The sequence below is a fragment of the Kroppenstedtia sanguinis genome (assembly GCF_050433445.1).
GTDB lineage: Bacteria > Bacillota > Bacilli > Thermoactinomycetales > DSM-45169 > Kroppenstedtia > Kroppenstedtia sanguinis.
The window spans coordinates 1-26,973 of the sequence record NZ_JBNPXF010000011.1; the positions used below are offsets into that span (position 1 = coordinate 1).

Here is a 26,973-nt window from a genome sequence, read left to right on the forward strand (position 1 = left end):
TTTCGCCATAAGAAAATCCCCTCCGGCAGTTCAGTGCTTTTGTCCATCTTACCAGATGGACTTTTTTCACTGTCTACCGTATGGGGATAATACCAGAGTAACCGGTCTTTTTATAGTGCGGGTCATGGGCGCTTTCTTGACGAATAAGGATGTACCCTGTGCTGTTGGTCAGCCATAAATGGCGTTGGAACCGTATATTGTTCCTATGTTCAGAAGATAATTAGAGGATTTCCAGTACGATTTGAGCTATCAGCTCGGTGGAAAATTTCCGTCGAGTACCCTGACTTAACTTAGCAACTTGTCCGGTTTTCGTAGACCATTATATTGAGCAGAAAGAGCTGTAAGTCAACGTCGCATAGCGACGTTATTTGTTAAGCCAGATATCACTCTTAGCGAGTGGATATCTCTTTCATTGTTAGTTTAAAATCAATCTCTAAGTCGCTTACTATGGCTTTTAATAATTGATTTCTTGCAATTACCAATCGCCTTTTAGAATCAACAGTTGAATTATTCTGTTCTAACACTTCCGGGTTTGTAAACTCAATGTATAAATCGGAGACTCTTTTTATTTCATTAAATGTTCTATCTGGAATAAATAAGCCATTCATTCGAACTTCATTTTTTAATTTCTCAAATTTATTTTCTGCCTTTTCTTTAATTTCTTCACAATCTCCTTTATCAAATATGAATATCGATGATGAATCAAGCATATATTCCCGTTCCTTCAGTTCATCATCATAATATTTTATCATAATATCCAACAGTTCATCCGCCTCTTTTTTTACACATAAGGTCGCTTCCAATGTTTTTTTGTATACTTCATGCCTGTACATTTGAACACGATTCTTTTTATTGATCCTTAAGTTTATAATTATAGTTATAAATCCAATTGTCATCGTTATTATTGTAGAATACTGACTCCAATTAAATGTATTCAACCAAATTTCCAATTGCCATAAACACCAAGACATTCCTTCAATAGAGTACGAAAACAAAAAATGCAAATTTCCTATTGCTCTCGATATCAATTCCATCCAATTTATCTTTTTGCTTAAAAAAATAAGGCTCATGCATTCGGCTATTGTGATGCAGGTTATAAAAAAGAATATTATTAAGCCTAATCTCTCCCATTGTGATAAATATAAATTACTTTTTTTATGAAATCCCTTTTTAGAGATTCTCAGCGATAAGAAAGACCAGAATATCGCAATCAAAACAATAGGAAATAATAAAACCTGAATAAGTATAGAATTCCATGTTAGATCAAAATATGAAGAAACAATGATTAAACATAGAAGAAATAGCACGCATATGATAGAATAATACAAAGAATAATACATCTTTTTCAAAATAACTCCACCTCGGGTGATCAAAATGAAAAGATTAATCAAAATGACCTCAAATGAACTTAAAGAGCTTTTCAGGAGAGCTAAATTAGGCCCAATCTTGCTGCCACTTTATAAAGACGAAGTTTTCTTGATAACAATTTTTTATTTATTAGTTTATGTATTACACAAAAATAAGCTCTTACCCCCTGAGGTGCCTTTTGTTGTAACTTTTTTCGCCATACCTATATTAATACCTCTAACTTTATGTAGGATTGAAATTGACCATTTGCCATTGTACCGAAAATTAAGATCAGAATTATATGGGCTGATAAAGGCTCGGGAATGGTTGCGAATAGGTCCTATATTCGTGCCTATGGGCAAGGGTATATCAGTTGTAAGCGTAATAAAAGTCATACAATGGTCTCGTTTAAAAGAAGGCCCTCTTCGGAAGTTGAAGTTATTAGAAACCCTTTGTGAAAAGGAACGAACACGAAAAAGAATCAAGATGCAAAAACAAGCCCAAGAAATGATAAATAACCTAATTAAGCATAAACACGACCAACAGGAACAGGATATAAATTCTTCTCTTTAATGTTGAATATAACATAGTGTTTGTCCGTACAGAAGTTATTCCCAAAACATAAGACAAAAAATGTGCCGAAACTTCGGGATGAAAATGTATGATCCGCTGACGGGGGGTTTTTCACACCTGGTCTTTGTTTACGACCATACATACCGACTGGGAAGGAGAAAAGAGGAATGCATATGGTGATTGCACCGGATTCCTTCAAGGGTTCCATGAGCAGCCGGGAAGCGGCGGAGCGGATTCAGGCGGGTCTGGCCCAGGTGTTTCCCGATTGGGAGATGACGGTAGTTCCGATGGCCGACGGGGGGGAGGGGACGGTGGAGGCGATCTTGACGTGGACTGGGGGGAGAAAGCAGACAGCCAGTGTGAAGGATCCCCTCGGCAGGAGCATCGAGGCGGTATGGGGGTATTGTGAAAACAGAGGTCTAGCTGTGATTGAGACGGCAGCGGCTTCGGGATTGGCTCTGTTAGAGGAACCGGATCCCGCCCGAGCTTCTACTTATGGCACGGGGCAGTTATGTAAGGAAGCTTTGGACCACGGTGCGAAGGAAGTGGTGATCGGTCTCGGAGGTAGTGCCACAGTGGATGCAGGAATCGGCTTTTTTGCCGCTCTGGGGGTTCGTTTTTACGATCAACAGAGGGAGTTGTTGGAACCGGTCGGGGGGAATTTGGGGAAGATCGCTCATATCGATAGATCCGGACTGGATCCCCGGTTGCAAAAAGTTAAGATCACCATTGCTTCGGATGTGACGCATCCCTTGTTGGGAACGGAGGGGGCCATCCAGGTCTTCGGTCCACAAAAAGGGATTCCACCGGAAGAACTGGACCGGTTTGAGGAGGGAATGCATCGGTTTGCGGAGTGCCTGGTGCGGGTGACTGGGAGGGATCACCGGTGGACTCCAGGTAGCGGAGCTGCCGGGGGCTTCGGTTTTTCTCTGCTTTCGTTACTCCATGTTGAATGGAAGAGCGGACTGGAATGGATTGCCGCTTGGGGGGATCTGGAGGAGAAGATTCGACAGGCGGATTTGGTGATTACTGGGGAAGGACGGATGGATCGACAGTCCCTGTATGGCAAGGTCCCTGTGGGTATCGCTCGAATCGCCGCTCGGCACCAGGTACCCGTGGTCGCTTTTGCCGGACAGATACAAGGGGACTGGAGTGAAGCGGAAGAAACCGGAATTTCGGTCCTGCTTCCCATCACAGAGGGACCGATCTTGCTGGAGGATGCGATCCGCCAGGGGCCGGATCTCCTGGAGAGAGGGGCTGTTCGTTTGGCTCAGGTCTGGCAGTTGGGGGCACGGCGAGGGGGTGAATAGGAAAACGGCCCGAACCTCTGGGGGTTGGAGCCGTTTTATTGTGAAAAGGCAGGCGTGAGTCATCCCTAATTTCAAATTGTAGTGCCTATGGCGCATCCCTAATTTCAAATTGTAGTGCCCGTGATACAAAGGTCGCTTTGCACCCATAGGGCACAAGTCTCGCCAGGGTCGCTTCCGCTCCTAGGTCTCACTATGGCTGCACAAAACACCCTTCCGCTGCCTATTTTCTGGTTAATCAACAGCCCTGGTGATGGTGAAAAGGTTTTATCCAGGTGTGTCTTTGGCTCATCAGAATTTGGAACCCTCTACTAACCCACCCTACGCTCGGGCCAAGAAGAGATAGTCTGGGGAGCCGCTGAAATGGGGAAGGGTCATCCTCTCCACCTGGAAGAAAGACTCCAGTCGATTCTTAAATGCTTCCGCAGGGGAGGCACTCCAAAAGGTTATGATGCCGTCGGGGGCCAGTAGCCGCTTCAAGTTCTGAAGCCCTTCCACCGTATACAGCCCTTGGTTGGAGTCCACCACGGTCCAATCCGGACCGTTGTCAATATCGAGGCCGATAACATCAAAGCGTTCCTCCGCTTGGCGGATCCATTCTACCAGGTCCGCCTCGATCAGACGCGTCCGGGGATCTTCCAATGCATGGCAGGAGTGTTTGTAGAAGTATTCCTGATACCAACGGATGATCAGCGGTTCGATCTCCACCACTGTCACTTGTTCCACCTGGGGCTCGAGGAGGGCTTCAGCCAAAGAGAAGCCGACCCCCAGTCCGCCGATCAACACCCTGCGCGGTGAGGAATGGTTCTGCAGGGCTGAGCGGATCAGCTCCCGTTCCGAGTCTCCGTTGTAAGTAGCCATGAGAAATGTCCCGTTGCTGATCAATTCAAGATGATGCCCCCGGCGTTGAAGTTGCAATTCGCCCCGCGGGGTCTGCTGTCGTTCGATCACTTCCGGTAGCTCAGTCAATAATATTTCTCCCTTCTTTCATTCTGCAAAATAGGGATTCATGCAGGTGTGTGGATGATCCCTGTTTTAGGCAGGAAATAGGGTTGGGATGTTGTAACGATGAAGAGCCTTTACGCTCTTTGCAAGAGATCGGAGCCGTCCCACCATCCCCGTCTCTAGAAGCATATTTGACGATGTGGGGAAGAGAAAGAGACTGTTGCTTCTATCACCCATTTATCAGTTAGGAAACAGCCTTGAGATTCATAATCTGCCAAATCCTTTTTGGAGTGGACGGAGGAGGGGTGGGTTTCCCATGGAGCGTCTTTGACTGTGGAATGTGAAACCCTATCCCGACCGTCTGCAATGCAGGGTATGCACAACGCCTCTAGAATGAGGCTTCTTGCCGCCAGTGTTCCACATCCCATACTTGATCGGCCCAGCCTTCATGGAAATCGGATTCGTGAGATACGAGGAGAACGGTGCCGGGGTAAGTTCGCAGAGCTTCCCGTAGCACCTCTTTGGCAGCGGCGTCCAGATGGTTGGTAGGCTCATCCAGCACCAGCCAATTGGCCGGGGTGAGCATTAGCTTGCAGAGACGGACCCGGCTTTGTTCTCCTCCGCTCAAGGAGGCGAGGGGCTGGATGAGATGTTCCCCCCGGATTCCGCAACGGGCCAGCGCTTGGCGGATTTCTTTGCGGGTTTGATTCGGGAAAGCGGCCCAAACCTCATCCATCGCGGTATGGAGAGGTGGGGCATGCTCTTCCTGGACAAAGAAAGCGGGTTGGACCCGGTCTCCCAACCGGATTTGTCCGGATAGAGGATGTATTTGCCCAAGCAGCGTGCGCAGGGTGGTCGTTTTGCCCACACCGTTGCGGCCGACCAGGGCCACCTTTTCGCCACGCTTGATTTGCAAATCGACGGCGGTATATAAGGGCTTGCTGTATCCGACGGACAATCCTTTCGCTTCCACCACCGTCGTCACCGGCTCGATGGCGACGGAAAAGGAAAACTTAGGCGGAGGGGAGGAGTGTGGCGGATCAATCCGTTCCATCCGTTCCAGCCGCTTTTCCCGACTTTTCGCTTGCCGGGCTGTAGATGCCCGGGCTTTGTTGCGCCGGATGTAATCCTCCAACCGCTTGACTTCCTCTTGCTGTCGCTGGTATGCCTGATGCACCTGCTGTTTCCGGAGTTCATAGGCGGCCAGAAACTGTGTGTAATCTCCGGGGTAGCGGGTGATTTGACGATGTTCCAGATGAAAGATAATCTCTGCAGTCCGGTTCATAAATTCCTGGTCATGAGAAATGAGTAGAAATGCCCCCGGAGAGTTCTTCAGGGTCTCAGCAAGCCAGTCAATATGAGCCGGATCCAGGTAATTGGTCGGCTCATCTAACAGTAACAAGTCGGGTTGTTGCAACAGTAATTTGGCGAGGAGCAATTTGGTCCGTTGTCCCCCGGATAACCGGCTGACGTCGGTTTCCAACCCGAGGGAGGTCAGCCCCAGACCGGCGGCGGTCTCTTCCACCCGGGAGTCGATCGTGTAAAAATCTCCTTGTTCCATCTGTTCCAATAGCTGGGTGTACCGTTTGCACAGTCGGTCCAACTCTTCTCCTGCGGCTTGCCCCATCTGATGTGTGACCTTCTCCAACTCTGTCTCGGCTTTGTAAAGGTCGGCAAAAGCGGTCTGTAGAAAAGAGCGGATGCTTGCGCCTGGTTTCAGATGCAAATGTTGATCCAAGATCCCCACACGCATTCGCGGGAGACGGTGGATCCGGCCTTCGTCTGGCAACAAGGTTCCCGCCAGAATCTGCAAAAAGGTGGTTTTTCCCACTCCGTTGGGTCCCACCAGCCCGGCATGCTCCCCTGGCAGCAACCGGAATCCCACCCCGTCGAGAAGGGTCCGGTCCCCAAAGCGGTGGGTGAGGTTTTCCACGTGAATTAAGCTCATCTTTGTTCCTCCTTGTAAACCAGCTCACCGGCCGAACCATCTGCCCAAGGTGCAGACTCCCTCCATATAAAAAAGGATCGCGAATCGTCGCGATCCCTTCATGCTCCGGGATGGTGCCGGATGGGTTTGCGACGCTCTGCAAATGGTTGGCCGTATACCTGAAAATGGGCAGACTGCTCCCGTATTAGCCAAAAACCCTTTGCAGAACGGTGGACAAACGCATCAGACTCCTATCCCTCCTTCTTCTTTTACTTTTAACAGTGTATCACATCCTTTCTCCTCTATACAAAAATGACCTTCAGTCCCAAGCAGCCCCTGGGATGTTTGCTCTCACTCGGCGGTCTCCCTGCAAATCCAGACCGGAGTGGACAGAGCCATTTCAGTTCTCTTATAGTGAAGTAAAAGATCTAGCCAACGGATGCGCCAATTCAGGTACCGTGAGTATGGAGAGGCGAATGCCGACTGTACGCATCCTTGGAGAGGGGTTTTTACAGGCGTGTTGATCAGCCATATTTTGGGTGGGGAGATCGTGTTCACCCACGCGACCGTTGCCATCCGGCAAGGAAGTGAAAACTGGCCGCTCCAAATCTGACCATCGGGCAGGGGCAAAGCCTTACGGAAGCAACACAGGGAAGAGGTTGCCCCTAAACGCCCTCCCTCCAGATTCTCCGCTGGGTAGGATGGCAACCCTTATTCTAGAGCTTCAGCTCCTTTAGATTGTAGTGCCTGTGGTGCTACCTTTATTCCAGGGCTTCAGCCCATCGAGATTGTAGTGCCTGTGGCGCAAAGGTCGCTTTGCACCCACAGGGCACAAGTCTCGCCAGGGTCGCTTCCGCTCCCAGGTCTCGCTTTGGCAGCACACGACTCCCTTCCGCCGCCCATTTTCTGGTTAATCAACAGCCCTGGGGTTTTTATTTTATCGGGAAACCCGGCGTTTCCCGTTGAGGGGGGAGAAAGATGGATGTAGATCCGCCACGGATTGTGATTGCTGGTACGGGGAGCGGTGTAGGCAAAACTACGATCACCCTGGGCCTGTTGTCTGCACTGACACGTCGGGGGATTCGGGTTCACCCTTTCAAAACCGGACCGGATTATCTGGATCCGGAGTTGCACCGGTTGGCGACGGGACGTCTCTCTCGTAATTTGGATACCTGGATGCTGGGTACCGATGGGATGCGAGAAGTATTTTGTAAAGGAGCCCAGGGGGCAGATCTCTGTCTAATCGAGGGAATGATGGGTCTTTTTGATGGCGAGGACTCCCGCAGTAATCAAGGAAGCACCGCAGAAATCGCAGTGGAGTTGAAAGCCCCGGTGGTGTTGGTGGTGGATGCAGGGGCCGCCGCCCGGAGTGTGGCGGCGATGGTCCGGGGTTTTCAAGTGTTTGATCCCGCCGTCTCTGTGGGCGGAGTGATTCTGAATCGGGTAGGTAGCGAAGGTCACTATCGCATGTTGAAAGCGGCGATTGAAGAGGCCTGTGGCATGCCTGTACTGGGTGGACTTCCACAAGACTCCTCGTATCAACTCTCCGAAGGGAACCTGGGGCTGCTCCCGATGTTGAGCCCCCAGGAATTTCCGAAATGGCTGGAGCAGTTGGCAGATGAGATGGCTGAAATCATCGATCTGAAGGCCTTGCTCGCTTTGGCCCGGGAGACAAAGGACTCGGTGCAACCGCCGGAATTTGCACGGTTCACTCCTTCTTCCCCTCTCACCTCGGGACCGGTGATTGCTGTAGCTCGGGATGAGGCCTTTTTTCTTTATTACCCGGAAAACCTGGAACTGCTTCAATCCGAGGGGGCCCGTCTCCGCTTCTTCAGCCCTCTGGCTGGAGAGAAGCTCCCGGAAGAAGCAATGGGTTTGTATCTCGGGGGCGGGTTTCCAGAGGCGTTTGCAGAGGAGCTCGCCGGAGCCGAAGAAGTGAAGCGCTCGATTCGGGAAGGGATCGAAAGAGGACTCCCCACTTATGCTGAAGGGGGCGGCTTCATGTATCTGAGTCAATTTCTGGAAGATCGCGAGAGGAGGCAATACCCGATGGTGGGGGTGATCCCGGCCCGGATGGAAATGGGATCCCAGCTGTCTGCCTTTGGCTATCGGGAAGTTCGGGCAACGTCGGACACGTTGCTGTTGGCGAAGGGAGAGACGGCAAGAGGGCATGAGTTTCATTATTCGCGTCTATTGGAGTCGCCCACATGGCAGCCGGCCTGGCAGACGGAGGGAGTGTATGGGACCGGTTGGGAAGGGTTTGCTACGGGAAGCCTGTTAGCCACCTATACGCACCTTCATTTTTTGTCCCATCGGGATCTGGCCCGGCGATGGGTACATGCCTGCATGGAATATCGGCGGAAAAGAAATTCCCTTTGAGCGGGAAGGAGAGAGGGGCTGAAGCGAGTGAAGAGATGTGTAATGTTTCAGGGAACCGGTTCCGATGTGGGGAAAAGCGTCCTGGCCACGGCTTTTTGCCGGATTTTTCGGCGGGAGGGATACGCGGTGGCCCCCTTTAAGGCGCAAAATATGGCCCTCAATTCTTATGTGACCCGCGACGGTGGGGAGATCGGACGGGCCCAGGGAGTGCAGGCGGAAGCCTGTGGGGTGGATGCCACGGTGGATATGAATCCTATCCTGCTCAAACCTACCGGCGAGAGACACTCCCAGATTGTTCTTCGGGGTCAGCCCCACTCTCATATGGATGCCTTCACTTTCCGGGGCGAGTTTCATACATATGCCTGGAAAGTCGTGACTCAATCCTATCGTCGCTTGGAACAAGAGGCGGATCTGATCGTGATCGAAGGGGCGGGTAGCCCGGTAGAGATCAATCTGAAAGAGCGGGAAATCGTCAATATGCGGGTGGCCCGATGGCTGAATGCCCCGGTCATCTTGGTGGCAGATATCGACCGGGGTGGAGTCTTCGCTCAGTTGGTGGGGACGATGGAACTGTTGGAGCCTGCGGAGCGGGAGTTGGTGGCGGGTTTTTTGATCAACAAGTTCCGAGGGGACCCCTCCCTGATGGAGACGGGAATCCGCTGGCTGGAAGAGAGGACGGGCAAGCCCGTGTTGGGGTTGATTCCTTGGTTGCCTGATCTTGGCATTGAGGCAGAAGATTCCGTAGCACTTCAACATCGGACACGAAGGGAAAAGGGGGATGGGGAAATTCTCCGGATCGCGGTGATCCGTCATCCCCGCATCGCCAATTTTACTGATGTGGATCCCTTGGAACGGGAACCGGACGTTTATCTCAACTATGTGGAGAGTCCAGACGCTCTTGCCTCTGCTGATGTGATTATTCTGCCGGACAGCCAGAATGTGATGGAAGACTGGCATCATTGGGAGAAAAGAGGGTTATCCACTGAACTCCGGTGCAGGATGAAGCAAGGTGCGCGGGTGGTGGGAATCTGCGGAGGGTATCAGATGTTGGGGCAGTCGCTTGAATCCACCTCTCAGAGGCTTCCGGGTTTAAATCTTTTCCCTGTGAATACTCTGGTCTCTGCGAAAAAAAGAACTGCTAGAGTAAAGGGAGTGGTGACTTCGGAGCGGCTGGCGGGACTACCTGTGGAAGGAGATCAGATCCAGGCGGGGGGGATGCGACGGATCTCCGGCAGTATGAACCATCCTTTCCTCCAGGTGATCGAGGGGGAATCCCTTTATGACGGAGGGCAGATCACCCCCGATGGCCGTCATTGGGGAGTGGACCTCCATGGGATTTTTGCCAACGATTCCTTTCGCAGAGAATGGCTGAACGACATTCGCCGGGAGAAAGGATGGGAGCCGGTGGAAGGGATCATTTATTACCGAAAGTTGAGGGAAGCCGCTTTGGATCGGCTGGCGGATCATGTTAAAACCTATACCGATATGGACCGGTTGTACCGGATTCTGGGTTGAACCCCATGGAAGGACTTGGACTAGTGCCCCCTCAGAGAATATTGTGTGGAAAATCACAGAAAGGTAAGGATGGTGGGGATTTGATTCGCCTTTGCGCTCTTTGCAAGAGATCGGAGCCGCCCCACCATCCTGCCTCCGCCTTGCTGAAAATCAAAATCAAAGTTGCCTTGAGGGGCACCAGCCAGAACTTTGGTGCCGACATGTGGCCCACCTGGCTTTGGATGGATCAGACACTGGAAGTATTCAGAGGGTTGGGATGGGTTTTCACATTCCACTTTCGTTGTTTTTTTACAATATTTCCAGGAGTGGGCAGAAGAGTCATTAGAAGGAGTACAAAAAAGGCATTTCCATGTGGAAATGCCTTTTTTGAGGTGAGAGGAAATCCGATTCCTTTTAGGTTTCAAGAAATGAATCCTTGCGATGGGCAGGAAGACTCTCACGATCGGTTTGGGAAGGGTTTTTCTTTTCCGATTCGCTGAGGACCCCTTTTAATGTTTGTACCTCTTGATGCAGGTCTCTAATTTCCTGTAGCAACAGTTCATTGAATTTTTCCTTTTTCTTCTCCTGTTCCTCTTCTTCCACTTTTTCTACCTTGTTTACAATCACTCCGATAAACAGATTTAGGATGACGAAGGTACCGATCAGGATAAAGGTGACACAATAGATCCAGGCCCAAGGTTCTTCCTTCATGAGAGGGCGCATCACCACACTGGACCACGAATCGAGGGTGACTCCTTGAAACAAGGTTAGCAATGTAACATGGAGAGAGCCGAAATACTCCGGTGACAACTCACGAAATAAAAAGGTCCCGATGACAGCAAATATGTAAAAAAAGATGCCCAACAACAGCATGATGTTTCCCATCGAAGGAATGGTCACCAACAGGGTCTCTACTAGCCTTCTTAGTGATGGAATCACCGATAGGGCACGTAAGACGCGCAATACCCTCAGTACCCGCAGGACCGTGATAAAGTGGGCGTGGATGAAAAATATACTTCCGGAGATCAATAAAAAATCAAATAGATTCCATGGATCACGAAAAAATCCGGAAATAGAACGACTTCCGAGTATACGCAAAATTAATTCCAGAGTAAAGATCCCGAGTAAGATTTGGTCCAATATCAAAAATAAATCTCCGTATTTCAGCGAAACGGATGGATATGCCTCCAATCCCACCATCGCTGCATTCATGAGGATTAGCCCGATGATGATCTTGTGAAACAGAGGATGTTGAACCAGATCTTCCAACCGGCGGCGCCCCCTGGCGATGCTGTCCTTGATGTTCATGAACCGTAAATCTCCTTTCATCATGAAAAAAACCGCCCTTTGGCGACTTTTTGTTTCTTTCATGGTCAGACATCCGGTGGACGGAGATGCCCCTCTCTTTTTCATGGATCACCTCCAGTAAAAATGAAGTATCCACTTGAATAGTGGGAGGATCGTCAGGAGCGTTGATTAACGGAAAAGGTCTGGGAATCGAGGGATAAGTAATGCAACTTGCGCCCACCGGAGCGAATTATGATACTTAAGATTTAACGTATTTCTTTAAACCTAAATCCGTCTAATCAAAAAGCCCGATCTTTTATACAATATCACAGCGGGGTGGATATGGTATAGTTTTTTTGTCAGGGCTGTTAAGTCAGAGGAAATGGGTGACGGGAAGGGAGAGAGTGGGATCTCCGACATCGAAGGAGGGTGGGGTTTCCAAGGAGGAACTGGGGCTCAGGACCGGCCCTGCACTCAAGCATGTCTGACCATTCCATGAAGAGAAGGAACACGATCTCCCCGCCCAAAAGCTAAGCAACATGACTGGGAGGACAACCCTTCACCTTGCTATAGGAGGCTGACCCATTGAAATTCAAGCTGATTCCATGGATCCCAGTTTTGATCATCAGTTTATTGGTTGCATGCAGTGGAGCCCAGACGGAATCCCATAACGAAGAGACCGAGCTTTATCTATTGGCTGCGGCCAGTCTGACAGATGTGGTTCAGGAAGTAAAAAAGGTATACGAACAGGAACACCGTCATGTGAAATTGGTCCCCAGTTTTGCATCCTCGGGTAAACTGCAACAACAGATTGAACAGGGGGCACCAGCAGATCTGTTTATTTCCGCTGGCGAAAAAGAGATGGATGTTTTGATCCAAGAAGGGCAGATCGTATCAGATCATCACCGATCTTTCTTACATAATGAGTTGGTGCTGATTGTGTCTCGAAATGAGGAAAAAATCAAAGGGTTTGAGGATTTGGCCCAGGCGAGTAAGATTGCTGTCGGCGAACCGAAGACGGTGCCTGCGGGGGAGTACTCCAAACAAACTTTACAGTTCATGAAATTGTGGGACTCGTTGCAATCCCGGATGGTGTTTGCTGGGGATGTACGGCAGGTGTTGACTTACGTGGAGACTGGGAATGTGGATGCTGGTTTGGTATATCGGACCGATGCGCAAACATCGGATCGAGTCACTGTGGCGGCAACAGCACCGGCTGGGAGTCATCGTCCGATCGTGTATCCCATGGGTGTAGTGAAAGGCTCTCCAAACCGGGAGGAGGCCGATCGATTCTATGATTGGCTGGATGGAAAAAAAGCGCGAGCGATTTTCCATAAATACGGGTTTCAGGATGCTGCAGAGAAATGATGGAGTCCGGTTTTTGGTTCCCTGTCCGTCTGTCCTTGGAGGTTGCATCGGTATCCAGTGTCATTGTGTTTATGCTGGCTTTAGGAATAGCCGGGTGGATGAAAGGGCGGACTTTTCCGGGGAAACAGGTATGGGAAACCTTGTGCATGTTGCCGCTGGTGTTACCGCCGTCTGTGGTGGGATTTGGACTTTTGATTCTTTTGGGGCGGAACAGTTGGCTGGGGCAAGTGATCGAATGGGTGTTTTCCCAACCGGTGGTGTTCACTTGGTGGGCCGCTGTGATTGCGGCGATCGTGGTTGCTTTTCCCTTGGTATATCAGATGATTAAAACCGGTTTGGAATCCATCGACCCAGACTTGGAGGATGCGGCTCGCTCCATGGGGGCCGGGGAGGTGCAGGTGTTATGGTTTGTCACCCTCCCCCTTGCGTGGCGTTCTCTGCTTACAGCCTATACGCTAGGGTTTGCTCGTGCGCTTGGAGAATTTGGAGCGACGTTGATGTTTGCCGGCAATATTCCGGGGCAGACACAAACCTTGCCCACAGCGATCTACATTGCCGTGGAGTCAGGAGAGATGGGGATGGCCGTTTATTGGGTGGGAATGATTTTGTTGATTTCTTTTGCCTTGTTGAGTGTGGTCCATAGGATTCAGCAGAAGCCAGAGTGAAAATGGCTTCCCATCGGAGACCCAGAGGCGACCTTCCCATCCAGACGGGAGGGTCGCCTCTTTTTGTAAAGCAGTTTTGGGTCCGATGGATCACGTCGGGAGTCAGGTCTATTTCAGGTAGGAAATCAGGTAGGACGATGAAGAGCCTTTGCACCCATAGGGCACAAGTCTCGCCAGGGTCGCTTTCCGCTCCCGGGTCTCGCTATGCTTTCTTTGCAAGAGATCGTAGCCCTCCCACCATCCCCGTCCCCTTAAGCCATACGATGGGGGCAATGGGAAGAGCGAAAGGGTCGTTTCGTTCCCATCATCCACTTTAGGGTTCATCAACAGCCCGGGTCGGGAGTATCTGGAGTGTGTTGTGATCCTCCCCATCCGAAGAGCGGATGATGATTCTCCTTCGTCTTCTATAAACAAGGAAACGGGTTGGAGGAGACAACGCTACTAACCGTAGGCCTGGGCAGCCACTGCATACAGATGAGGGCGGGTGGGGAGAGCGTCTCCGTTTTTCATCATCACCGGCGGTTTTCGGTCGATTCGGAAACCTGACCTTTCCAATTCTACTGTTAGATGGGGGTCAGGGAACAGATCCACCCGCATCCTGCCTTGATGAGAGGATGCGATGTGATGGATCAGCCGCAAGGCGGACAGAGGCCCGGGGGCGACCACAGGTCCGATCACCAGCATGGCGGGGTTCTGAAAGCTGAGAGCATATCCCGTGATTTCGCCACGATTTGTTTCCAGCTTGAATCCGTGGGCTGATCGTTCCATTCTCAGCTTCAGAAAAGAGCCACGGTCTCCCTTGAAAGCATGTTGGTCTAAGGCGAGAATGCGATCTGCATCCTCCGGTATAATCGGGGTGAGAGTATATCCATCGGCAGGGGCTTCATCCCGAAGATAGGATGAGGTCACCAGTTTGTGCAGTTGACTTACCCTTTGAAAACCCAGCTTTTCATAGAGAGGCTTCCCTTCCTCTGTGGCGACGAGCATCACGGGGGTATTTGCTACAACTTTCAGTGCATGGATGGTCATCTGTCGCCCCAGTCCGATCTTGCGGTACCCCGGATGGACCATCACCATTCCGAGGGAGCAGAGACCGGACCAGGGAAAGATCGCGCTGGTGGCGATGATTTTCCCGTCTTCCTTATGAAATCCGAACAACCGGCCGGTATGTAGGGCCAACTCCAACTCTTTAAGAGAGTAGTCCCAGCCCAGTTTGTCGGACAGGGTGACAACCTCCCTCAGATGTTTCCGGGTTAGTGGGATGATACGTCCGGTCATTCTTTCAGCCCTTTTCGATCCGCTTTTCTCATTTGATTCGGATTCACTTCATAGTGAGCCGATCGTTCACGAACCACCACTTCCATCAGTTCCTTGACAGCTCGCAATTCTTTATTGGCCAATGGGATGTACTCCCAATGAAGGTCTTTGCGGGTGAGGAAATTTTTTAGATTTCCATCGGTGCCAGGAGGATCCGAATCTTGGCGCGGATGGGAGAGGAGCGAAGCTCTGTCACTGCGGCCCAGGAGGAAATCAGCAGAAACCCGGAAGAAATCGGCGATTTCCGTCAACAAGTTTAAAGAGGGTTCCCGTTCTCCCCGTTCATACATTCCGACGGCGCTTTTGCTGATTCCGATTTCCCGGGCCAGATCTTCTTGGCGCATCTTTTTCTCCAATCGCAAGGTGCGAAGCCGTAGTCCCAGTATACGCATGTCGTCCGCCCCCCTCCTTCTTTGTTTAATTTAACACATAACGTGTGAATTTCACAATATGTATTCAAAAGGCACGTATTGTTATTTATAATAGAAGTAGCACAAATTGTGTCATAGGTGGTGGCGATGAATAAAGGCAATATGGTGGACAAGTTGATTTCCCTGCGAGGGCATCGAAGTCGGATGGAGGTGGCTGATGAGATCGGAATTAGTGTGAGCGCATTACAGATGTATGAAAATGGGCAACGGGTTCCCCGGGATGACATCAAGGTGAAACTGGCCCGCTACTATGGGGTTTCCGTTGAATATCTCTTCTATAATGGAGATGATTGATATGGAGAACAACCTTGGAAAACAGCGGGAGGAGCCCTGGTTTCAGGGATTGAGTCCTGTCGAACTGGGAAGGTGGATTCGGCAACAACGTAAAGAACGGGGGCTCCGCCTGGAAGATTTGGCGGGAGCGGGTCTTTCTGTCGCCACGATCAGCAATATTGAAAGGGGAGTTCCCCGGGTTCGTCCGAAGAAATTTGTTCTTCTTCTGAACAAGTTGCAGCTGGGAGAAAAGGATTGGAAGGGGAGATTATCTTCCGTTGAGAGTGGATGGGAGGAGCCCCTCTTGATAGCTGAAATTTTTCTGCGTTCGGGTCATCCGGTGGAAGCACTCCGGGAGTTGGAGCGAACCCGAGGAACGGGAGGGCTGAAAAGTTCCAAATATCATCTGTTAAAGGGAGCATGTTTCTTCAGCGTAGGGAACTTAAACCGGGCGGAGCGTTGTTTTCAGTTGGCGATCCGACTCTCCCAAAGAAAACCCTCTGAATCGGAGGAGTCTATCGAAGCAGCCTCCTACTGCGGATTGGGAGAGATTCAGGGAGAGAAGGGAGAGTGGAAACGTGCACTTCTCTTGACCCAAAGCGCTCTGAAAAAAGTGGATTCCGATACAGGAGAGAGTCGACTCCTGTTCAACCTGTGGCGGAATCGAGCACATTATCTTTTGCAAATGGGACGGCAGTGGGAGGCCCTGTCCACTCTGCGGATCGTATGGACGTCAGTGGACAGAAGCTCCTTTTCAGAGGGCGCTCTTTCCCTCTTTGTGCTTCGGGCCCGGATCCATCTCGAATTGCATCAGTACGGTAAGGCCCTTCAGTTTGCCCAGGAGGGATTGAAGCGGGCAGTGGCTGAAAGTCAAGTGGGCAAAATGTACGAACTGGCTGGGGTTCTGGCGGAAGCTTCTCTCATGAGTGGGGATTCCCAGAGGTCCGAAGGGTACCTTCGTTTGTTGGCGCGGATCGGGGATTCGGTTCCCGCGGCGGCACAGATCCAGGGGTGGACGTTACTCGGGCAGTACCACACCAGGAACCGGGAATGGCGGGAGGCTTCCACATCCTTTAAGAGGGCGCGAAATCTTGGACAGGAAGCGAACAGGCCTGATTTGCTGGCCCGGTTGTATTTGGCTTGGGGGGACAGCGAAAGGGAGCGAAAGAACTTTTCCGGAGCGACCCTCCATTATGAAGAAGGATTACGAATCCTCGGTATCGTCAGTGATCCGAATCTGGAACGGGTACTCCGGCTTCGATTGGCAGAATCCTGGGAAGGCAGGGATGAGAAGGAATTCTTATGTTGCTTGCGGAAGATTTATGAATTTGAGTGTGGACGGAGGGGGGTGAAGTCTGATCCCTGTGATCAGGTTCCGCTTCCGGAGGAGGGGATCCTTGCCCGTTGATGAGTCGAAGCTGTCTGCTGTACCGGATTGAATACAGCAATCTGGCCCTGGTGGAGACCAAGGAAGTGATGCGCTGAATCGCGCAATACTTGGATAATCAGGCGGATCTCGATGTGCCCGTCGGGATTCATATGATGGGATGTCCCCATTCGCGGATATCGGTTTGCAAGGGATCAAGAGGAGGAGACGAAACCGAGGTGTTTCGTCTTTTTTTTGTGCCATGATCGCGTCGGGATTTCGGTCAACCCAATCCCCGCCGACCTGGGGTTTATCCGACACCTTCGTTTGAGGTCATCGACTCGTGTGCTTTCTCCCACAGAGAGCTTCTGCTATAATGGGGGATATTCCATGGGTGGTCTGACCACTGCCACCAGAATCGAAGGGGTTGAAGTCTTTGTCTTCTTTGCGAGAAGAAGCTCTAAAGTTGCACCTGGAACAACAAGGGAAATTGACGGTCCATTCTAAAGTGCCTGTCAGCAATTCCAACGATCTCAGTCTTGCCTATTCACCGGGTGTGGCCGAGCCCTGCAAGGAGATCCATACGGATCCGGGCAAAGTGTTTGATTATACGATGAAGGGGAATCTGGTGGCTGTAGTATCAGATGGTACGGCGGTGCTGGGACTGGGGAATATCGGGCCTCACGCGGCGATGCCTGTGATGGAAGGAAAAGCGGTTCTGTTCAAGGCATTTGCCGGAGTAGATGCTTTTCCCCTCTGTGTCGATACCCAAGAGATCGATAAAATCGTGGAAACGGTAAAATTGCTCGCTCCCACATTTGGAGGGGTGAATCTGGAGGATATTGCCGCTCCCAAATGTTTTGTCATCGAAGAGCGATTGAAAAAAGAAGTAGATATTCCTGTCTTTCACGACGATCAACACGGAACGGCGATCGTGACCCTCGCGGGCCTGATCAATGCGTTGAAAATTGTGGACAAGAAAATGGAAGAGATCCGAGTGGTGGCCAACGGAGCAGGCGCCGCTGGCATGGCGATTGTCAAGCTGTTGCTCTCTCTCGGGGTGAAAGATATCATCATGTGTGATAGCAAGGGTACCCTCTATGAGGGAAGAAGCGAAGGCATGAACAGCGTGAAGGAGAAAATCGCGCAAGAGACCAACCCCAGGGGGATTCGTGGCTCTCTGTCTGATGCGATGAATGGAGCCGATGTCTTTATCGGGGTGTCGGTGGCGGGAGCGGTCACTCCAGAAATGGTGCGATCCATGAACCGGGATTCGATTATCTTCGCTATGGCCAATCCTGTTCCCGAGATTATGCCCGAGGAGGCCTATGCGGCAGGAGCCAAAGTGGTGGGTACGGGGCGTTCCGATTTTCCCAATCAGGTAAATAACGTTCTGGCATTCCCTGGGATTTTCCGGGGGGCCTTGGATGTTCGCGCCCGCAACATCAATGAGGAGATGAAGGTGGCAGCGGCCCGGGCGATCGCTGATCGGATCGATGAGGATCAACTCGCCTTTGACCATGTGATTCCCTTTGCTTTTCAACCGGACGTGGCTCCCAATGTGGCAGCAGAGGTGGCACGAGTGGCGATGGAAACAGGCGTGGCCCGTCTGCAAAGGGATCCAAAGGAGATTTATGAACGGACGATGCAATTGATTCATAATTCCTCCAACACCGATTGATTCTGGGAAAAGGATGTCTGTCAAGCGAGGTGTGATCAAAAGACCGTGGTAATAGAAGCTGGTTCGTCCAAATTTCAATCCATTTTGCTCCGCATCCACGAAGTGATCGATGAGAGCAACTTGAAACCCGGGGATCGAATCCCTTCGGAGCGGGAGCTTGTCTCCCGTCTTCAGGTGGGACGGTCTACGGTGAGGGAAGCCCTACGGGCCTTGGAGTTTTTGGGGATTATCACTACACGGCGTGGACTGGGTACATTTTTACAACCTTATCGGTCACATCGTCTGGTGGATCTGCTCGCTTATTACATCCTCCGGGATGGGACCACTCAGAACAATTTGTTGGAGATGAGAATCCTTTTGGAGACAGGGGCCGTCCGGCTGGCGGCTCTCCGAGCCCGTGAAGAGGACCTATCGGCTCTGGAAGGGATCTGGTCTGACATGGAGAAAAAAGTAATGGCAGGGGAAGTGCCGGTGGAAGAGGATTATGAATTTCACCGGCTTATGATGCAGTCCTCCTGTAACCATCTTTTACTTCGGGTTTGGTATCCGTTGATTCAATATGGGCAGACCGTAGGGGAAAACTCTCTCCATCACAGGGGTGGCCTGCAACAAGCCCTCCAAGAACACCGGGATATTTTGGACGCGATCCGGGAAGGGAACCCTCGCAAAGCGGAACGGAGCCTAGAAATGCATCTGTCCGTGGCGGGTTTTTTTCGTGTGGAGGGTCAGAGTTATCAGGATCTGTAGTCGTCGTCCCATAGCGGGCGTCTCATTGCTATCATGTTTTGTTCTGTGCTATGATGACTCCGGTACACGAGGATGAATTTTTGCGCCGCCGGGGAGCCCCGGTCCCCGGGAGGGGAAAGGTTCGGATTTAGACACGGATGAGGTGTTTGAGCGTGTTCAAAGATCTGTTTCGCAAACAGAAACGATATGCAACCATCCCTTCGGAGCAGGCGAAGAAGGAGATTCCGGAGGGAATCATGCAGAAATGTCCCAACTGCGGACATATCATGATTGCCAAAGAACTGGAAAAGAATTTGAAGGTCTGCGGAAACTGTGACCATCACTACTCACTGTCCGTTCCCGAGAGGATTCGGATGATCGTGGATGAAGGCCATTTTTTTGAATATGATACGGATCTGATTTCCGAGGATCCCCTCTCCTTTCCAAATTATGCCGAAAAGTTAGAGGCAGATCGGAAAAAGACTGAGCTGAACGAGGCTGTGGTGACTGGAGAAGGGACGATCGGCGGGTATCCCTCTGTTGTCGGTGTGATGGATTCTCGCTTTCGCATGGGGAGCATGGGTTCTGTCGTGGGAGAGAAAATCGCCCGTGCCGCCGATCAGGCTGCCACGAAAGGGTATCCTTTCATCCTGTTCTCCGCATCCGGTGGCGCCCGCATGCAGGAAGGGGTCCTCTCGCTGATGCAGATGGCCAAAACGAGTGTCGCATTGGAACGGATGCACAGAGAGCGGGTCTTATTCGTCTCGGTCCTGACCCATCCCACCACTGGAGGGGTTTCTGCCAGCTTTTCTTCTTTGGGGGATATCAATCTGGCAGAACCCCGTGCTCTGATCGGATTTGCCGGACGGCGGGTGATCGAGCAGACCGTTCGTCAAAAATTGCCCGAAGACTTCCAGACCTCCGAGTTTCTTTTGAAACATGGGCAACTGGATGAGGTGGTTCACCGGTGGGAGTTGCGGGAGACGCTCATCCGGATTTTGGATTTCCACAGCGGGAGGGATCAAGATGGGAATCACTAACGGACCACTCCCTTTTGAGAAGCCATTGGTGGAACTGAGAGAGAAAATTGAGGAGTTGCAGAAGTTTACGCAAGAGAAATCGATCGATCTCTCCAAAGAAATCTCGACATTGGAAGAGAAGGCCCGTCGGTTGGAAGAGGAAATCTATGGGAATTTGACGACCTGGCAGAAGGTGCAGATTGCTCGCCATCCTTCCCGCCCGACAACCACCGATTATATCCGTTTCATCTTCACCGATTTTATGGAGCTTCACGGAGACCGGCTCTATGGGGACGATCCTGCGATCATCGGGGGGATCGCCAAGCTGGATGGGCGACCGGTGACGGTGATCGGTCATGAGCGGGGCAAAGATACCAAAGATAAAATCGCCCGCAATTTTGGACTTCCTCATCCAGAAGGTTATCGCAAGGCCCTTCGTCTGATGCAACAGGCGGATAAATTTGGACGTCCCATTATCACTTTTGTCGATACTCAAGGGGCCCACCCTGGGGTGGAGGCAGAAGAGCGAGGACAAAGTGAAGCGATTGCAAGAAATCTCAGGGAGATGGCGGGTTTCCGTGTTCCTATCCTCTGTGTAGTCACCGGAGAGGGCGGCAGTGGTGGAGCCTTGGCGATCAGCGTGGGCAACCGTCTGCTGATGCTGGAGCATGCCTATTATTCGGTGATCTCACCTGAAGGGGCGGCGGCGATCCTGTGGAGGGATGCGGCCAAGGCACAGGAAGCGGCAGCTGCCCTCAAAATCACTGCTCAAGATTTGGAGAAACTGGGTGTGGTTGAAAGGGTGATCCCGGAACCCAAGGGAGGCGCCCATAAAGATCCTGCCAACCAAGCCAGACAAATTAAAGAAGCGTTGCTGGAATCTTTGTATCCCTTGCTCGAAATGGATGAGGATCAGCTGGTTTTGGATCGGCACCGGAAATTTGAGAAAATTGGTGTATACCGTACCGTGGATTAATGCGCTTGCCACGGTTTCTCTTTTGTCTCGCTGGGACTCATGTTGTCCCGGAGGGGTGGGAGAAGAATTGAAAAACGAGGTGAACAGGGATGAAACGCATCGCGGTTCTTACCAGTGGGGGAGACTCCCCAGGAATGAATGCAGCCATTCGTGCCGTCGTACGTAAAGGTCATCACCACGGCTTGGAAGTGGTGGGAGTCCAACGTGGTTACGCCGGCTTGATTCAAGGAGATTTTAAATCGATGAATCTGGGCTCCGTTGGGGATATTATTCACCGAGGAGGCACGATTCTGCACACGGCCCGGAGTGAAGAGTTCAAAACTCCGGAGGGACAGGCCCAAGCTCTGGAGAACCTGAGCAAACAAGGGGTGGAAGGCCTAGTGGTGATCGGCGGGGATGGAAGCTTCCGGGGAGCTCAGCAATTGGCTGCCAAAGGGTTGACGACGGTGGGAGTTCCGGGAACTATCGACAACGACATTCCAGGGACCGATTTTACCATTGGCTTTGATACAGCCATTAATACAGTGATCCAGTGTATTGACCGCATCCGGGATACCGCCACTTCCCATGAACGGACCTATGTGGTGGAAGTGATGGGACGCAATGCTGGGGATATCGCTGTGTGGGCGGGATTAGCCGACGGGGCGGAATCGATTCTGATCCCGGAGGCCGAGTTCAATCTGGATGAGATTGTGGAGCGGTTGGAGCGGGGAAACCGACGGGGCAAGCGACACAGCATCATTATCGTCGCTGAAGGAGTGGGCAGTGGGGTGGACATCGGGCACCAAATCAAGGAGAAGACCGGACGTGAAACCCGTGTCACCGTGCTGGGCCATATTCAACGAGGGGGTTCTCCGACCGCCTCGGACCGTGTCTTGGCGAGCCGGATGGGTGCCAAAGCGGTGGATCTTTTGCTGGAAGGCACGAGCCATCATATGGTGGCGATGCAGAATAATCGGGTGGTGGGACTCGATTTTCAAGAGGTTTTTGCCATGAAGCACAAACCAGATGTGTCTATTTACGAGTTAGCGGGGATTTTGGCTATATAGAAAGGGAGGCTTTGGATGCGCAGGACGAAGATCGTATGTACTATCGGACCGGCCAGTGAACAACCGGAGACACTTCGAAAATTGGTTCAAGCCGGAATGAATGTGGCCCGGCTCAATTTTTCCCACGGAAATCATGAGGAACACCTCCGTCGGATTGAACGGATTCGCCAAGTGGAGAAGGAGCTGGGTCAAACTGTTGCCATTCTCCTCGATACCAAGGGACCGGAGATTCGCACCGGTGTCCTCAGAGAGGAACAGGTGGAACTGAAGACCGGGGAGCAGATCATCCTGACCACGGAGGAGGTAGAGGGGGATGCTTCCCGGGTGTCGATCTCCTATAAGAGGATGACAGAGGATGTTCAACCCGGCTCCATCATATTGGTAGATGATGGCTTGATCAGCCTTCAGGTGGAGAAGGTGGAAGGAACCGAAATCACCTGCCGTATTGAGAACGGAGGTCCACTCAAGGATCGAAAAGGAGTCAACCTGCCCGGGGTTTCCCTTCAATTGCCGGGAATCACCGAGAAAGATGCGGAGGATATTCGGTTCGGGGTCCAACACGGGGTAGATTTCATTGCGGCTTCCTTTGTTCGAAAACCCAACGATGTGCTGGAGATCCGAGAAATCCTGGAGGAACACAATGCCGATATCCATATTATCTCTAAGATCGAAAATGAGGAAGGCGTCAACAATCTGGATGGGATCTTGAATGTCTCCGATGGAATCATGGTGGCCCGGGGGGATCTGGGAGTGGAGATTCCCGCAGAGGAAGTTCCAGTGCTACAAAAAGAGATGATCTGCAAATGCAATCACCAGGGAAAACCGGTGATCACTGCCACCCAAATGCTGGACTCCATGCAGCGTAACCCGCGCCCGACCCGAGCAGAAGCCAGCGATGTGGCTAACGCCATTTTTGACGGAACCGATGCGGTGATGCTCTCCGGGGAGACCGCCAGTGGGAAATATCCGGTAGAAGCGGTGGAGACCATGGCGATCATCTCTTCCCGGGCGGAGGAGTCTCTTCAATACGCGGATTTGTTCCAAGAGCGGATTCGGGCACTGGACATGAGCATACCCGATTCGATCAGCCAAGCTGTGGTACATACAGCTGACACTCTGAAAGCATCGGCGATTATCACATCCACTGAAAGTGGAAAAACCGCCCGCATGGTCTCTAAGTATCGTCCCCGGGCTCCGATCGTAGCTGTTACCCGGAATCAGCAGGTGATGCGACACCTGGCTTTGGTCTGGGGGATTGTCTCCGTCGAAGGGGAGAAGGTGGAAACCACAGATGAGATGTTGGGGACAGCGATTCAATCCACGATTCAGTCCGGCTATGTTCACCATGGGGAACTTGTAGTCATTACGGCGGGGGTTCCTGTGGCAAAATCAGGTACTACCAATCTGATGAAAGTCCATGTGGTCGGTGATATCCTGGCCAAAGGGCAAGGAATCGGAAAAAAGGTGCTCACCGGTGAAGTGGTTTCCGGTGTGACTGCCCAAGAGTTGCGTTCCAAGATGAAGGACGATGCCATTTTAGTCACCCGGAACACAGATAAGGATATGATGGACTCCTTTAAGCGGGCGGCGGCCGTCATTGTGGAACAGGGAGGCCTTACCTCTCATGCGGCGGTGGTGGGTCTCAGTCTGGGCATTCCGGTGGTGGTGGGAGTCTCAGGTGCTACCGGATTATTTGAAGACGGAATGGAAATCACGGTGGATGCAGAGCGAGGGCATATTTATTCGGGTCGGGCCAATGTCCTCTAACCGCAAAAAGCGCTGGATTTCCAGCGCTTTTTGGCTCACAAACGGTATCCCTTTGAATGAAGGAGGACGGTTTCAACTTGTACGCAGACGGGGATAAATCCACCAACGAAGCTTTTTGCGCCGCTTCTTGCGCCGTCGCAGTTTCACTTCAGATCCCCCCTTTCCCCATGTCGGCCATACTTCCTCATCGGTTTGTCTATGATTATTCTATATAGAACCAACGGGTTTGGTTATTCACATTATGTGTTTTCAGGTGCGAATTTATGTAATGCCCATGAAATCGGAGGTGTAACGAAAACGTAATGAAACCCCGTCGGGATCAAAGTCAATTTCGTGTACGCTATCAGGAGACGGATCAGATGGGAGTGGCTCACCACAGCAATTACGCGACTTGGTTTGAGGTGGGCCGTACCGATTGGATTCGGAAAGTGGGTCTCTCATACGGCGAATTAGAAAAGCGGGGATTGCTGTTGCCGGTTGTCGATCTCCACTGCCGGTATATCTCCCCTGCACAGTATGATGACACTTTGTCTATACGGACGTGGGTCGGGGAGATGCGGGGACCGAAGATCACATTTTGTTACGAAGTGTACCGGATGGATGATGAGCTCTTGCTGGCCCGGGGAGAGACTATCCATTTTTGGACGGATCGGAACTTGAAGCGGTTGAATCTGGAGAGGAAGGAGCCCCAGCTGTTCCGGTTATTGTCCGAACGTATTTCCGGGCAAACGGAGGAATGACCTGTGTTTCGTATGTTGATTTTGTTCATGATTATCGTGCCTGCTGTGGAGATTTGGGGCTTGGTCACTGCAGGCAAGTGGATCGGGGCGACCCCGACAGTTCTCTTGGTCATCGCCACGGGCTTGGCTGGTTGGTACTTTGCCCGCAGGCAGGGTCTGCAGACTTTGCGGCTGGCTCAGATTCAGCTTTCCCAGAATGAATTGCCAGGGGATGCCCTGTTAGATGGCATCTGTATCCTGGCGGGAGGCTTGCTTCTTGTTGTGCCAGGATTTTTCACCGATATTCTGGGGATTTTGCTCTTGATCCCTTATGTCCGGGGAATGGTCAAGCTGTTGCTCCAACGAAAACTGATGCAATGGATGAACGAAGGACGCATCCGTTGGTACCTTCGTCGTTAGAATGAAGGATGGGTTCCTACCCACTTCCTTCTGAGGTGATTTTATTGCAGCATATTTAGTGTTTCCTGCGGCCACATGGCCGCATTTTTTTTGAGTTGGATATTGAACAAATACAAGCGTTCGATCTCTCTGTGAAGATGTTGATAGGAGTTTTTTTCGACAAAGAGAATACAACATATAGGGTAAACTTTGTATTTCACAAACAATTATAAGAACGAATTGACAGGGGAGTGAGTTTTTTGATCGAGATGTTCCTGAGAAAAGGGTTCGTATCTATAATTGCCAGCTTATTGACGATGCTCGGTTATTACCTTTTTACTGAAGCGCATTGGGCCATGGTGCTATCGATATTTATAGTGTTCTATTTTTGCGGGTCTGTTGTTCTGTGATCGCAGAGAAAATCACTCATAGAAAATTTTGGCCCTATCTCCTGTTCCACCTTTTTGGGGGGATTTCATTACCTTTTTTATATGCTTGGATAAATGCAACTTATTTATCTACTACGTTAAGATTTGAAGATTACAGTGGGTCACTATTTCTTGGCCTCAAATGCTCATTTTTATTCTGGGTGATTGACATTATCGTTTTGAAAATATTAAAGACCCGGAGCCGTGGTTATTACCTTTAATAGGATTCAGGCTGATGTCTATTTTCTGTTATCAACAGCTTCACTGAGATGGGGCCGTGTCATCACGAGTCTGTTTTTATAGTAGACTTCACCTCCCCCCATGCTGATGTATGTTCCATTTCCCATTTGTTTTTTATTGTTCGGTCTCACTTCCAGGTGTGGATAGTTTGGATTTACCATGGACGATATAGTTCCAAAGGTCGTGGAATACACCGACGCGATAGAGGACAAGCAGGAGAACGGTGATGACAGGACCCAGTATCAGGCCGAATACCCCGAACAGCTTCAAACCGATAAACAGGGCTACCAGTGTGAGGAGTGGACTGATACCTATATTGGTGGCGACCAATTTGGGTTCCAGCGTTTGGCGAACGACCAGGATGACCACATACAAGACGGCGATGCCCAAACCGAGGCGAAAGTTGCCGGTCAGCATCAGATAGGCGACCCAGGGTACCATCACGGTGCCCACCCCGAGGTAGGGGAGGAGGTCGAGAGCACCGGTGATCAAGGCCAGGGTGAGGGCATACTCCACTCCCAGCAAACTGAGTCCGATCCAGACGATAACCCCGGTGATGCTGATCAGTGTCAATTGAGCACGAAGGAACCCAAACAGGGCTTTTTTGAGATCCCGGATCACCAAGTGACCCGTCTGGCTGACCCGTCCAGGGATCAGGGGGAGAAATCTTCCCTTGAGACGAGGCCAATCGATCCCGATGAAGAAGGCGGCGAGAATAATGAAGATAAGAACCGTCGCATAATAAGGGAGATTTCCTAGAAAGGATCCGATCCCTGCCAGGATATCTGTGATGAACTGAGTTCCTTTATTGGCGACCAAGCTCAGATTTTCCCGAATACTGGTCAGGATTTCCGAACTTTGCTGGGGGTTGTTCTCCATATAATTTTGAATGGTGTGGATCATTTCAATCAGTTCACCGTTGTCCCGGATGAAGGTATCTAACAAATACTGATTCATCTGGTTGAAAAACTGGGGAAGATATTCCGCCAAGTTTGTTAATTCCATCACAATCCTGGAAACGAGGTAGATCAGCAAACTGAGGGACCCGCCCACCAGTATAATCAAGGACAGGGTGACTCCTGCCCACCGAGGGAACCGGGCCCGGTTCTCCAGCCAGCGAACCGCCGGTTCCACAGTCATGGCGATCAGCCCACCGATCAGAAACGGATATGTAAGCGGGAAGACCAGTACACATAAGTAATATGCGGAGACCATCGCCGCAATTGCCAACAATGTTCGCAGCAGGATGCCTGTCACCGCTTCGCGGTTCAAATCGATCCCCTCCATTGC

23 protein-coding genes and 1 pseudogene are annotated in these 26,973 nt (G+C 51.1%); 17 read left to right on the plus strand and 7 right to left on the minus strand.

The genetic code is table 11. The features are described 5' to 3' along the window. Window positions 1–389: 389 nt before the first annotated feature. Window positions 390–950: a hypothetical protein gene (locus JOD24_RS08295; protein ID WP_429246729.1), complete on the minus strand. Its 561-nt coding sequence runs from the start codon at window positions 948–950 to the stop codon at window positions 390–392. A gap of 424 nt (window positions 951–1,374) precedes the next feature. Between JOD24_RS08295 and JOD24_RS08300 the strand changes: the two genes are divergently transcribed. Beyond that, window positions 1,375–1,920 (plus strand): hypothetical protein, encoded by a 546-nt coding sequence (locus JOD24_RS08300; protein ID WP_429246730.1) that lies wholly within the window; start codon window positions 1,375–1,377, stop codon window positions 1,918–1,920. Window positions 1,921–2,087: 167 nt separating this feature from the next. Further along, a complete protein-coding gene (locus JOD24_RS08305; RefSeq protein ID WP_429246731.1) occupies window positions 2,088–3,230 on the plus strand; it encodes a glycerate kinase in 1,143 nt (380 codons plus the stop codon). 318 nt (window positions 3,231–3,548) lie between these two features. Here JOD24_RS08305 and JOD24_RS08310 read toward each other — a convergent pair whose 3' ends face one another. Both JOD24_RS08310 and JOD24_RS08315 read right to left on the minus strand, forming a co-directional pair. Further along, the gene (locus JOD24_RS08310; RefSeq protein WP_380162993.1) at window positions 3,549–4,196 is read right to left on the minus strand and encodes a spermine/spermidine synthase domain-containing protein; all 648 of its coding nucleotides are present in this window, start codon (window positions 4,194–4,196) and stop codon (window positions 3,549–3,551) included. 364 nt (window positions 4,197–4,560) lie between these two features. Beyond that, window positions 4,561–6,120, minus strand: a complete 1,560-nt coding sequence (locus JOD24_RS08315) for an ABC-F family ATP-binding cassette domain-containing protein (RefSeq protein ID WP_380162994.1) — start codon at window positions 6,118–6,120, stop codon at window positions 4,561–4,563. A gap of 957 nt (window positions 6,121–7,077) precedes the next feature. Here JOD24_RS08315 and JOD24_RS08320 point away from each other — a divergent pair. After that, complete coding sequence (locus JOD24_RS08320; RefSeq protein ID WP_380162995.1) at window positions 7,078–8,478, plus strand: cobyrinic acid a,c-diamide synthase CobB; 1,401 nt, start codon at window positions 7,078–7,080, stop codon at window positions 8,476–8,478. 27 nt (window positions 8,479–8,505) lie between these two features. Continuing rightward, window positions 8,506–9,993: a cobyric acid synthase gene (locus tag JOD24_RS08325; protein ID WP_380162996.1), complete on the plus strand. Its 1,488-nt coding sequence runs from the start codon at window positions 8,506–8,508 to the stop codon at window positions 9,991–9,993. Window positions 9,994–10,386: 393 nt separating this feature from the next. On the opposite strand, the gene JOD24_RS08330 is transcribed toward JOD24_RS08325, so the two are convergent. Beyond that, on the minus strand, window positions 10,387–11,280 hold the full coding sequence (locus JOD24_RS08330) for an ion transporter (RefSeq protein WP_380162997.1): 894 nt from the start codon (window positions 11,278–11,280) through the stop codon (window positions 10,387–10,389). Window positions 11,281–11,844: 564 nt separating this feature from the next. Between JOD24_RS08330 and modA the strand changes: the two genes are divergently transcribed. Next, window positions 11,845–12,627, plus strand: a complete 783-nt coding sequence (gene modA, locus JOD24_RS08335; protein WP_380162998.1) for a molybdate ABC transporter substrate-binding protein — start codon at window positions 11,845–11,847, stop codon at window positions 12,625–12,627. Further along, the gene (modB, locus tag JOD24_RS08340) at window positions 12,624–13,292 is read left to right on the plus strand and encodes a molybdate ABC transporter permease subunit (protein ID WP_429246732.1); all 669 of its coding nucleotides are present in this window, start codon (window positions 12,624–12,626) and stop codon (window positions 13,290–13,292) included. The genes modA and modB overlap by 4 nt, the downstream gene beginning before the upstream one ends. A 441-nt stretch (window positions 13,293–13,733) precedes the next feature. Here modB and JOD24_RS08345 read toward each other — a convergent pair whose 3' ends face one another. After that, entirely contained in the window at window positions 13,734–14,570 is an 837-nt protein-coding gene (locus tag JOD24_RS08345; protein ID WP_380163000.1) for a GNAT family N-acetyltransferase, read from the minus strand. Next, the gene (locus tag JOD24_RS08350; protein ID WP_380163001.1) at window positions 14,567–15,001 is read right to left on the minus strand and encodes a helix-turn-helix domain-containing protein; all 435 of its coding nucleotides are present in this window, start codon (window positions 14,999–15,001) and stop codon (window positions 14,567–14,569) included. The genes JOD24_RS08345 and JOD24_RS08350 overlap by 4 nt, the downstream gene beginning before the upstream one ends. Window positions 15,002–15,127: 126 nt before the next feature. On the opposite strand from JOD24_RS08350, the gene JOD24_RS08355 reads away from it, so the two are divergent. The 11 genes and pseudogenes from JOD24_RS08355 to JOD24_RS08405 all read left to right on the plus strand — a co-directional run bounded on the left by JOD24_RS08355 (window position 15,128) and on the right by JOD24_RS08405 (window position 25,036). Continuing rightward, window positions 15,128–15,334 carry a helix-turn-helix domain-containing protein gene (locus tag JOD24_RS08355; protein ID WP_380163002.1) on the plus strand — a complete coding sequence of 69 codons (207 nt, stop codon included), beginning with the start codon at window positions 15,128–15,130 and terminating at the stop codon, window positions 15,332–15,334. A 1-nt stretch (window position 15,335) separates the two neighbouring features. Next, window positions 15,336–16,721, plus strand: coding sequence for a helix-turn-helix domain-containing protein (locus JOD24_RS08360; RefSeq protein ID WP_380163003.1), 1,386 nt, complete (start codon window positions 15,336–15,338; stop codon window positions 16,719–16,721). 26 nt (window positions 16,722–16,747) lie between these two features. Next, a pseudogene (locus JOD24_RS08365) lies at window positions 16,748–16,935 on the plus strand (nitrite/sulfite reductase); the annotation flags it as partial. Between the two features lie 180 nt (window positions 16,936–17,115). Beyond that, window positions 17,116–18,360, plus strand: a complete 1,245-nt coding sequence (gene ystJ, locus JOD24_RS08370) for an NADP-dependent malic enzyme (RefSeq protein ID WP_380163004.1) — start codon at window positions 17,116–17,118, stop codon at window positions 18,358–18,360. A 45-nt stretch (window positions 18,361–18,405) separates the two neighbouring features. After that, window positions 18,406–19,107: a FadR/GntR family transcriptional regulator gene (locus tag JOD24_RS08375; protein ID WP_380163005.1), complete on the plus strand. Its 702-nt coding sequence runs from the start codon at window positions 18,406–18,408 to the stop codon at window positions 19,105–19,107. 152 nt (window positions 19,108–19,259) lie between these two features. After that, window positions 19,260–20,126 (plus strand): acetyl-CoA carboxylase, carboxyltransferase subunit beta, encoded by an 867-nt coding sequence (gene accD, locus JOD24_RS08380; protein ID WP_380163006.1) that lies wholly within the window; start codon window positions 19,260–19,262, stop codon window positions 20,124–20,126. Then, window positions 20,113–21,081, plus strand: a complete 969-nt coding sequence (locus tag JOD24_RS08385) for an acetyl-CoA carboxylase carboxyltransferase subunit alpha (RefSeq protein WP_380163007.1) — start codon at window positions 20,113–20,115, stop codon at window positions 21,079–21,081. The genes accD and JOD24_RS08385 overlap by 14 nt, the downstream gene beginning before the upstream one ends. A gap of 89 nt (window positions 21,082–21,170) precedes the next feature. Next, window positions 21,171–22,130, plus strand: a complete 960-nt coding sequence (gene pfkA / locus JOD24_RS08390) for a 6-phosphofructokinase (protein ID WP_380163008.1) — start codon at window positions 21,171–21,173, stop codon at window positions 22,128–22,130. A 15-nt stretch (window positions 22,131–22,145) separates the two neighbouring features. Then, entirely contained in the window at window positions 22,146–23,897 is a 1,752-nt protein-coding gene (gene pyk / locus JOD24_RS08395; protein WP_380163009.1) for a pyruvate kinase, read from the plus strand. Between the two features lie 302 nt (window positions 23,898–24,199). After that, on the plus strand, window positions 24,200–24,637 hold the full coding sequence (locus JOD24_RS08400) for an acyl-CoA thioesterase (protein ID WP_380163010.1): 438 nt from the start codon (window positions 24,200–24,202) through the stop codon (window positions 24,635–24,637). Between the two features lie 12 nt (window positions 24,638–24,649). Further along, window positions 24,650–25,036: an FxsA family protein gene (locus tag JOD24_RS08405; RefSeq protein ID WP_380163094.1), complete on the plus strand. Its 387-nt coding sequence runs from the start codon at window positions 24,650–24,652 to the stop codon at window positions 25,034–25,036. A 761-nt stretch (window positions 25,037–25,797) separates the two neighbouring features. Here JOD24_RS08405 and ytvI read toward each other — a convergent pair. Then, a complete protein-coding gene (gene ytvI, locus JOD24_RS08410; RefSeq protein ID WP_380163011.1) occupies window positions 25,798–26,955 on the minus strand; it encodes a sporulation integral membrane protein YtvI in 1,158 nt (385 codons plus the stop codon). Between the last annotated feature and the right edge of the window lie 18 nt (window positions 26,956–26,973).

Bases quoted from the DNA above. Each gene is read 5' to 3' on its own strand.
- JOD24_RS08315 (WP_380162994.1), bottom strand. From the start codon at position 6,120: ATGAGCTTAATTCACGTGGAAAACCTCACCCACCGCTTTGGGGACCGG.
- JOD24_RS08320 (WP_380162995.1), top strand. From the start codon at position 7,078: ATGGATGTAGATCCGCCACGGATTGTGATTGCTGGTACGGGGAGCGGT.
- JOD24_RS08305 (WP_429246731.1), top strand. From the start codon at position 2,088: ATGCATATGGTGATTGCACCGGATTCCTTCAAGGGTTCCATGAGCAGC.
- JOD24_RS08360 (WP_380163003.1), top strand. From the start codon at position 15,336: ATGGAGAACAACCTTGGAAAACAGCGGGAGGAGCCCTGGTTTCAGGGA.
- pyk (WP_380163009.1), top strand. From the start codon at position 22,146: ATGCGCAGGACGAAGATCGTATGTACTATCGGACCGGCCAGTGAACAA.
- modB (WP_429246732.1), top strand. From the start codon at position 12,624: ATGATGGAGTCCGGTTTTTGGTTCCCTGTCCGTCTGTCCTTGGAGGTT.
- JOD24_RS08350 (WP_380163001.1), bottom strand. From the start codon at position 15,001: ATGCGTATACTGGGACTACGGCTTCGCACCTTGCGATTGGAGAAAAAG.
- JOD24_RS08330 (WP_380162997.1), bottom strand. From the start codon at position 11,280: ATGAACATCAAGGACAGCATCGCCAGGGGGCGCCGCCGGTTGGAAGAT.
- JOD24_RS08355 (WP_380163002.1), top strand. From the start codon at position 15,128: ATGAATAAAGGCAATATGGTGGACAAGTTGATTTCCCTGCGAGGGCAT.
- JOD24_RS08300 (WP_429246730.1), top strand. From the start codon at position 1,375: ATGAAAAGATTAATCAAAATGACCTCAAATGAACTTAAAGAGCTTTTC.
- JOD24_RS08345 (WP_380163000.1), bottom strand. From the start codon at position 14,570: ATGACCGGACGTATCATCCCACTAACCCGGAAACATCTGAGGGAGGTT.
- JOD24_RS08400 (WP_380163010.1), top strand. From the start codon at position 24,200: ATGAAACCCCGTCGGGATCAAAGTCAATTTCGTGTACGCTATCAGGAG.
- JOD24_RS08405 (WP_380163094.1), top strand. From the start codon at position 24,650: ATGTTGATTTTGTTCATGATTATCGTGCCTGCTGTGGAGATTTGGGGC.
- pfkA (WP_380163008.1), top strand. From the start codon at position 21,171: ATGAAACGCATCGCGGTTCTTACCAGTGGGGGAGACTCCCCAGGAATG.
- JOD24_RS08385 (WP_380163007.1), top strand. From the start codon at position 20,113: ATGGGAATCACTAACGGACCACTCCCTTTTGAGAAGCCATTGGTGGAA.